The sequence below is a fragment of the Nitratidesulfovibrio liaohensis genome, from assembly GCF_011682075.1.
Classification (GTDB): Bacteria; Desulfobacterota; Desulfovibrionia; order Desulfovibrionales; family Desulfovibrionaceae; genus Cupidesulfovibrio; species Cupidesulfovibrio liaohensis.
On sequence record NZ_VSMK01000104.1, the window covers coordinates 1 to 6,701 of the forward strand.

At 66.7% G+C, this 6,701-nt stretch carries 6 protein-coding genes, 1 pseudogene and 1 riboswitch; of the genes and pseudogenes, 3 read left to right on the forward strand and 4 right to left on the reverse strand.

What is annotated here, in order from left to right; translation table 11 throughout:
• Nucleotides 1-221 (forward strand): GGDEF domain-containing protein (locus FVW27_RS04570; RefSeq protein ID WP_167123132.1); only part of this gene is annotated, 221 nt, incomplete at its 5' end.
• On the opposite strand, the gene FVW27_RS04575 is transcribed toward FVW27_RS04570, so the two are convergent.
• The 3 genes from FVW27_RS04575 to FVW27_RS04585 all read right to left on the reverse strand — a co-directional run bounded on the left by FVW27_RS04575 (nucleotide 208) and on the right by FVW27_RS04585 (nucleotide 2,569).
• Complete coding sequence (locus FVW27_RS04575; protein ID WP_167123134.1) at nucleotides 208-567, reverse strand: DMT family protein; 360 nt, start codon at nucleotides 565-567, stop codon at nucleotides 208-210. The genes FVW27_RS04570 and FVW27_RS04575 overlap by 14 nt on opposite strands.
• 372 nt (nucleotides 568-939) lie before the next feature.
• A complete protein-coding gene (locus tag FVW27_RS04580; protein ID WP_167123136.1) occupies nucleotides 940-1,335 on the reverse strand; it encodes a hypothetical protein in 396 nt (131 codons plus the stop codon).
• A 406-nt stretch (nucleotides 1,336-1,741) separates the two neighbouring features.
• Nucleotides 1,742-2,569: a flagellin N-terminal helical domain-containing protein gene (locus FVW27_RS04585; RefSeq protein WP_167123137.1), complete on the reverse strand. Its 828-nt coding sequence runs from the start codon at nucleotides 2,567-2,569 to the stop codon at nucleotides 1,742-1,744.
• Nucleotides 2,570-2,914: 345 nt separating this feature from the next.
• A riboswitch (cobalamin riboswitch) is annotated at nucleotides 2,915-3,136 on the forward strand.
• A gap of 169 nt (nucleotides 3,137-3,305) precedes the next feature.
• Between FVW27_RS04585 and FVW27_RS04590 the strand changes: the two genes are divergently transcribed.
• Together FVW27_RS04590 and FVW27_RS21245 are read left to right on the forward strand one after the other, a co-directional pair.
• Nucleotides 3,306-5,420 (forward strand): ribonucleoside triphosphate reductase, encoded by a 2,115-nt coding sequence (locus FVW27_RS04590; protein ID WP_167123139.1) that lies wholly within the window; start codon nucleotides 3,306-3,308, stop codon nucleotides 5,418-5,420.
• Between the two features lie 155 nt (nucleotides 5,421-5,575).
• Nucleotides 5,576-5,917, forward strand: a complete 342-nt coding sequence (locus FVW27_RS21245) for a hypothetical protein (protein WP_167123141.1) — start codon at nucleotides 5,576-5,578, stop codon at nucleotides 5,915-5,917.
• 376 nt (nucleotides 5,918-6,293) lie between these two features.
• Here FVW27_RS21245 and FVW27_RS04600 read toward each other — a convergent pair.
• Nucleotides 6,294-6,701, reverse strand: a pseudogene (locus FVW27_RS04600) (hypothetical protein); the annotation flags it as partial.

The window sequence follows — 6,701 nt, forward strand, 5'->3', positions numbered from 1 at the left end:
GGCCGCTTTCCGTCACCCTGAGCCTGGGCGTGGCCGCAAGCCCCCCGTGCGGCGGGGCCGATACGCTGCTGCGCGAGGCGGACAGGGCGCTCTACCGGGCCAAGGCGGCAGGGCGCAACCGGGTGGAGCGGGCCAGCAAGCCGTCCGGCGATCTGTCCGGTGGATTGTCTGGCGCCAACGGTACCGGCGACGACGCCGACACCCTGCTCACCATTCCTTGAAGATGAAGAACGTGGCCACCACGATCAGGCCAAACCCTACCAGATAATTCCACTTCAGCGGCTCGCCCAGATAGAGCACCGAGAAGACCAGAAACACGGAGAGCGAAACGATCTCCTGGATGGTCTTCAGTTCCGCCGCGTTGAAATGGCCGTAGCCCGCCCGGTTGGCGGGCACCTGGAGGCAGTATTCGAAGAAGGCGATGCCCCAGCTTGCCAGGATGGCCACCATGAGCGGGCTGGCCTTGAACTTCAGGTGGCCGTACCAGGCGAAGGTCATGAACACGTTGGAAAGCAGCAGCAGGCCGACGGTGACCACCGGCACGGGCAGGGCAAAGGGAACGGGCATGGGACGGCTCCGGTTTGGGGTGCGCGGCGGGGGGCGGCAGGCCGCGCCGGATGGTGACGATAAGGATGAGCGGAACGGGGCGTACTGGGGCACGGCGGGGCATGCGGGGTAGCGCGTCCCGCGTGGCCGCTGCCTTTTCGCATGGTCCGCTGCGGGTGGCAAGATACCCGGCACGGGACGCCACCGCAGGGGAGGGGCGGGCTGCCACCTGCCGATAGCGAGCGGACGCGATGACGTTGCAACGATGCGGGGCCGCCGACCGGTGAAGGTCGGCGGCCCCTGTCCGTCGTCAACATGCGCCGCCACGCGCCACCATATGCCATCACGCATGGGCGGGCGGCGTGTCCGGATGAAGCCGGGCGCTATCGGGTGCTATTCGGCGGGAGCGGGCGGAACGGGACGGTCGTTGCCGCGATCGTCCTTGCGGTCCTCACGCCGTTCACGCCGGTCGTCCTTGTGGTCCATGTGCTGGTCGCGGCGGTCGTCGCGGCGTTCCATGCGATCGTCCTTGCGCTCCATGTGCCGGTCGCGGCGGTCGTCGCGGCGTTCCATGCGATCGTCCTTGCGATCATCCCTGCGTTCCATGCCCTCCTGCCGGTGGTCCTGCCGATGTTCCAGCCGGTCGTCCCTGCGCTCCTTGCGCAGGTCGGGGCGGCCATCGGCGGGCGCGGCGTCGTCTGCCAGAGCGGGCAGAGCGGTCAGTGCGGGCAGGGCAACGGCGGCGGCAAGGGCAAGCGAAGCGAACAGGGAGGTCTTTTTCGTCAACATGTCGGTTCTCCTTCACGAAAACCGTGGGTTGGCCGCGCGGGTGCGGCGGCCGAAGTCTGTGAACGGGTGTTCCCGCGTGCCGGGCACACCGGCACGTCGAGGGGCATATCGCGCCGAACCAGTACGAAGTCAACGAGGATGGCCCACAAGTTACATTTCGTAACACCCCGTAGCGGGACGGCAACGGTGGGCGGGAGACTGGCTGGAACATCAAGGTGTTTTGCAAGGCGAGGCGGGCAAGGAATGGGGGAGGCTGCGCGGGCCGTGGTTCCGGTGCGAGTGCCGCCTTCCGGGAGCAGGTGCGCTCGTGAAGTGGCACACCGCATCCCTGGCGTCAGGCCGCGTGTTCCCGGTGCGGCGGACGGTGCGGGCGTGGTGCGGACAGGAAGGGGCGACGGGTCGGCCCTCAGGCTTCTTCGTCGGTGATGGTGCCGGTTTCACGCAGCAGCAGGTCCAACACCAGTTCCTCCAGCGAGCGGCTTTCGTTGGCCTTGGCGCGGGTTTCGGCGGCAGTCTCCATGATGTCCGCCTGCGAGGCCAGCGAAGACGCCTGGCTGTCCAGTATGGTGGAGCGCGAGGCGTAGTTGGAGGCCACTGTGTTCACGGTGGCGATGTGGCCGGAGAGGGTGGTGACCATGGCGGCGGCCTTGCCCACCGTGTTGATCTGGGTGCTGGTGAAGGCGTTCTTGAACGACGAGAAGTCGTACAGGGCCAGGCTGAAACTGCTGGTGCCGGACTGGATCTCGATATTGCCCGAGCCGCCGGATACGGTGACCCGGTCGTCGGCTGCCCAGGCCGTGCCGTCCTGCAGGGCGATGCCGTTGTACGAGGCGGAGGCGATGGTCTGGGTTATCTGCGAGGCCAGCGAATTGTACTCCGCCTGGACGGAGGCGTAGGTCATGGTGCCGGTGGCCACGCCGTTGGCCAGTTCCTTCATGCGGGTGAAGGCGGTCTGGAGGGTGGTGGTGGCCGTGTTGGCCATGTCCACGATGGATTTGGCCTCGGACACGTTGTTCGAGGCCTGGCGCAGCATGCCCGCGTCTGACCGCAAGCGCCCGGTGAGGGCGGCGGCGGTGGGGTCCGTGACCTTGCGCGACTGGCTTTCGGTCAGCAGCATGTCGCGCAGCGACTTGCCGACGGAACCGCCCATGAACAGCGAATTGGTCAGCATGTCCTGCTGCAGCAGTTGCAGCGAATATTCCACCAGCATGGTGTTCAGCGACTTGTCGGTCACGTCCGCTCCCCGGCGCACAATGCACTACGCCTCATGACGCTTATCGGCGGGTTTGGGGCATGCTTTAGGGCGAATTTCGAATTGTGCGCCATTTCGTGCGCAGGCGCACTTTTCGATAGGCAGACCGGGGACAGGCCAGGTGCGGTCGGGGCGGGCAGGACGGCAGGTTGCCCGAAGCGCTTTTTTTCTGCCTAGGGCGGCAAGGGCTGCGGGCTGCGGCACCCGCGTTTGGGGTGGGCGTCGGCGAGTTTGCCGGTTGAACCCGGCACCCCGTTTTGCTACATGCTGGGGGCATTGGCGACGTGTGCCACACGGCCACGCCGTTCCCACGAAAAACAGCCACGAAGATTTTCAAGGATCTCCGGCAAAGGGAATCCGGTGCGACACCGGAGCGGTCCCGCCGCTGTGATCCCCGCGCGTACGCCGCGCAACGTCCGCCCCGGCCCGGGTATGAAGCTGCGCTTCGTCCCGCCGCCGCAGCGCCACTGGCACCGGGTTCCGCCCGCGCCGGGAAGGCGGGCCGGACGGGGGAAAGCCAGAAGACCTGGCCGGAGCGCTTCTTGCCGACACGGGCACGCGGATGCCCGCAACGGACTCAAGAAGATTCACGGAACACGCCGCGCGCCGGGGGACGTTACCGACGTACCCCCGCGACGCGCCCTACCACGGGCGGCCCGCCGCCGTGCGCCTTTGGCGCGCGGATTTCCGTCGGCCAGCCGTCCGGGAGCCATTGCCCATGCCCCAACATATTCGCAAGCGCGACGGTCGCGTGGAGACCTGGTCCGTGGACCGGGTGGGCCATGCCATCAACAAGGCCCTGAAGGCCAGCGGCATCAAGGATCCCCTGCTGGGCAAACGCCTGGCGCAGCGGGTGGAGGCCAAACTCGACGGCGTGGACATGCCCGAGCAGGAGCAGGTGCAGGACCTTGTCCAGCGCGTGCTGATGGAAGCCCGCCTGTACGCCGTGGCCGAGCGGTACATCATCTACCGCGAAAAGCGCCGCGAAATGCGCAGCCAGAACGAGGCCTACCTTGACGTGGCCCGGATGATCGAAAGCTACCTCGACCGGTCGGACTGGCGCGTCAACGAAAACTCCAACATGGGGCATTCGTTCCAGGGGCTGATCCTGCACATGGCGGGGTCCGTGCAGGCGCGCTACGTGCTGGAAAAGTACCCCGAGGAAATCCGCCTGGCCCACACCCACGGCTATTTCCACATCCACGACCTGTCCTTCGGCCTGGCCGGGTACTGCGCGGGCTGGAGCCTGCGCGACCTTCTGCTGGAAGGCTTCAACCTGAAGGGCCGCTGCTGCGCGTCCCCGGCGCGCCATTTCGACGCGGCCTGCGGTCAGATCGTCAACTTTCTGGGTACGCTGCAAAACGAGTGGGCGGGCGCGCAGGCGTTCAACAACATCGACACCTACCTTGCCCCGTTCATCCGCCACGACAAGCTGACCTACGACGAGGTCAAGCAGGGCGTGCAGAAGCTGGTGTACAACCTGAACACCACCTCGCGCTGGGGGGGGCAGAGCCCGTTCACCAACTTTACCCTGGACATGGCCCCGCCCAGGCACATCGCCAATGAACCGGTGATCATCGGCGGGCAGTTCCAGGATTCCACCTACGGCGACTACGCCGCAGAGATGGACATGTTCAACCGGGCGTTCATAGAGGTGATGCTGGAAGGCGACGCCGACGGGCGCATCTTCTCCTTTCCCATCCCCACCTACAACGTCACCCCCGACTTTCCGTGGGACACCGACACCGGCAAGATGCTGCTGCGCATGACGGCCAAGTACGGCGCGCCCTATTTCCAGAACTTCATCAACTCGGACCTCAACCCCGAGGACGTGCGCTCCATGTGCTGCCGCCTGCAGATGGACCTGCGCGAAATCCGCAAGCGCACCGGCGGCCTGTTCGGCTCGGGCGACCTGACCGGCTCCATCGGCGTGGTCACCCTGAACCTGCCCAAGTTCGCGTACCTGGCCCAGGGCGAGGAAGATTTCCTCGACATGATCACCGAGTACGCGGAAATGGCCCGCGACGCCCTGGAATACAAGCGCAAGCTGTGCACCCAGATGCTGGAGGCGGGCATGTTCCCGTTCTCGCGCCGCTACCTCAAGAACGGCTACGCGGGGCACTTTTCCACCATCGGACTCATCGGCGGGCACGAGGCCTGCCTGAACCTCTTGGGCAAGGGCATCGAGACGGAAGCCGGGCTGCGCCTGATGAAGCGCGTGCTGCACCACCTGCGCGAACTTACCGTGCGCTTTCAGGAAGAAACCGGGCACATGTACAACCTTGAAGCCACGCCCGGCGAAGGCACCTGCTACCGCCTTGCGCGCATCGACCGCGCCCTGTACGAAGACATTGCGACCTCCGGCGGCGAGACGCCGTACTACACCAACTCCACCCTGCTGCCCGTTGGCTTCACCGAAGACGTGTTCGCCGCGCTGGAGCACCAGAACGAGTTGCAGACCCTGTACAACGGCGGCACGGTGTTCCACTCCTTCCTCGGCGAGGCCGCGCCCGACGAGGCCTCTGTGAAGAACTACCTGCTGAAGGCCATGCAGAAGACGCGCATCCCGTACATCTCGGTCACGCCCACCTTCTCGGTGTGCCAGACCCACGGCTACCTGCGCGGCGAGCACATGAACTGCCCCGAATGCGGCGAAGAGGCGGAAGTGTACACCCGCGTGGTGGGCTACTACCGCCCGGTCAGCCGCTGGAACCTCGGCAAGCAGCAGGAATACAAGGAACGTGTGGAGTACGGCATGGGCTCGTTCTGCGATTGCGGTGCACCTGCAACCGAAGTCGATATGAAGCTGCCGGAGCCTGCTGCGGCGGAATAGCACGAGATGACCGGTGCCGCGTGGCGCCCCCCTTGTGCGGGCGTCGCGCGGCGTCATGTCCCGAGCATGTCCCGAGCATGTCTCGATCATGCACGGCCTTGTCCTGCCAGGACTGATCCGAACCCGGAACCGCCGACGGTTCCACCCGTAACCCCGTGATCCTGAACGCCACCCAGCTTGAAGCCATCCGCCAGCGCAACGACGAGGAACTGCGTCGGGGCGCGTACGCCACGCCGGGCTACCCGGCGCACACCGTGCGTGACCTGTTGCAGACCGTGGAGGCGCTGAAGAAGGAAAAGAAGAAGTGGCAGCGCCTGGCCCAGGAACGCGGTCAGGCCCTGGATACGGTGCGCGAGGTGCTCGACGCGGTGCGTCCCGCCGATGGACGCAACGGCAACGGCCATGCCGGGGCGGCAGCCCGCGACCGTGATGCCGAACCCGACGCCCGGCAGCCCCTGGTGGGACCGGACGGCGGTGATGCCCCCCTGCGCGAGTGATCCGCACGGGCTGTTCACGCCTGTTGCCGTCACACCCCCCGTTGCCGTCTGGCGCACGTGGATGAAGAACGGACCGCCCGGCATGCCCAGCGCATGCCGGGCGGTTTTGCGTTGGGGAGTCGGCTGGGATGGGGCGTGCCGGCAATGTGCGAATGCCCTTGCGGACAGAGGCAGCAGGGCGCAGGCAGCTCAGTCGCGGTCGGGGAGCCGGAAAGGGAGCGGATACGACGCGGGCGGGAAGGCGGCAGGATGGGCTGCACGGCCCGGAAATGCAGACGACCGCCAAGAGGCGGCCGGGAAGCGTCTGGGCAGTGGAGGAGCCATGGGACGCAGGCCATGGAGCGGCAAGGCCCGCCTGACATGCCCCGCTGGCGGGCTACTTTTCGGGCGCAGGCACGGGGAACTGCTCGCGGTAGATGATCCGGCCTTCGGCCTCCAATTCCACCACCAGGGTCTGCACGTGGGCGGGGGCCACCCCTTCGGGCAGCGGCGCGGACGTCACCATCTTCTTGAAACGGGAAATCTGGAAGCGGATGGTGTCCGGGTCCACCTTCAGGGGCAGGATGCGCCCGTCTGCGGTCTGCACGGACAACACGGCCTGGCCGGCCAGTTGCTTCTTGGGGTCGGGGTTGGTCAGGTCGAAGTTGATGCGCAGCCGCTTGCCCGAGCCATGGCGCACGGTCACGTTGTCCACTCGGGCCTCGCCGGTGCTGAGGGCCTCGCGGGCCTGGCCTGGCGAGTCGGCCACGGCGGCGGCCACCGCCTGGCTGGCCGCGTCGGGCAC

Bases quoted from the DNA above. Each gene is read 5' to 3' on its own strand.
- FVW27_RS04575 (WP_167123134.1), bottom strand. From the start codon at position 567: ATGCCCGTTCCCTTTGCCCTGCCCGTGCCGGTGGTCACCGTCGGCCTG.
- FVW27_RS04580 (WP_167123136.1), bottom strand. From the start codon at position 1,335: ATGTTGACGAAAAAGACCTCCCTGTTCGCTTCGCTTGCCCTTGCCGCC.
- FVW27_RS04590 (WP_167123139.1), top strand. From the start codon at position 3,306: ATGCCCCAACATATTCGCAAGCGCGACGGTCGCGTGGAGACCTGGTCC.